Below are 962 nucleotides of genomic sequence, written 5' to 3'. Positions count from 1 at the left end.
TCTTCCATCGCGATCGGGTTGATCAGGGTAACAGACATCTGAATGTTGTCGCCCGGCATGACCATCTCAACACCTTCCGGCAGCTCTACAGCACCAGTGATGTCAGTTGTACGGAAGTAGAACTGCGGACGGTAGCCCTTGAAGAACGGAGTGTGACGACCGCCTTCTTCCTTGCTCAGTACGTAGACTTCGCCTTCGAACTGAGTGTGCGGAGTGATTGAACCCGGCTTGGCCAGTACCTGACCACGCTCAACTTCGTCACGCTTGGTACCACGCAGCAGCGCACCAACGTTCTCGCCTGCACGACCTTCGTCCAGCAGCTTGCGGAACATCTCAACACCAGTACAGGTAGTAGTGGTGGTGTCTTTGATACCCACGATCTCGATGCTGTCACCCACTTTCAGGATGCCACGCTCGATACGACCGGTAACAACAGTACCACGACCAGAGATCGAGAATACGTCCTCGATCGGCATCAGGAACGGCAGGTCAACCAGACGCTGCGGCTCAGGAATGTACTCGTCCAGAGTCTCAACCAGCTTCTTAACAGCGCTGGTACCCATGCCGTTGTCGTCTTCGCCGTTCAGTGCCATCAGCGCAGAACCAACGATGATCGGAGTGTCGTCTCCCGGGAAGTCATAGCTGTCCAGCAGCTCACGCACTTCCATTTCAACCAGCTCCAGCAGCTCTTCGTCGTCAACCATGTCGGCTTTGTTCAGGAATACGACGATGTACGGTACACCAACCTGACGAGACAGCAGGATGTGCTCACGCGTCTGCGGCATGGGGCCGTCAGCGGCTGAACATACCAGGATCGCGCCGTCCATCTGCGCAGCACCGGTGATCATGTTCTTGACGTAGTCGGCGTGTCCCGGGCAGTCAACGTGCGCGTAGTGGCGAGTCGGAGACTCGTACTCTACGTGCGAGGTGTTGATGGTGATACCGCGCTCACGCTCTTCCGG

At 56.8% G+C, this 962-nt stretch carries 1 protein-coding gene; it reads right to left on the bottom strand.

What is annotated here, in order from left to right:
- Nucleotides 1-962, bottom strand: a 962-nt coding sequence (tuf, locus tag ADIMK_RS00020; protein WP_036182172.1) for an elongation factor Tu, incomplete at both ends; no start/stop codon positions are given.

It is taken from the genome of Marinobacterium lacunae, assembly GCF_000705555.1.
GTDB classification, from domain to species: Bacteria; Pseudomonadota; Gammaproteobacteria; order Pseudomonadales; family Balneatricaceae; genus Marinobacterium_D; species Marinobacterium_D lacunae.
The sequence above is the reverse complement of the archived record's forward strand: the minus strand, read 5'-3'. Positions and strand labels throughout refer to the sequence as shown.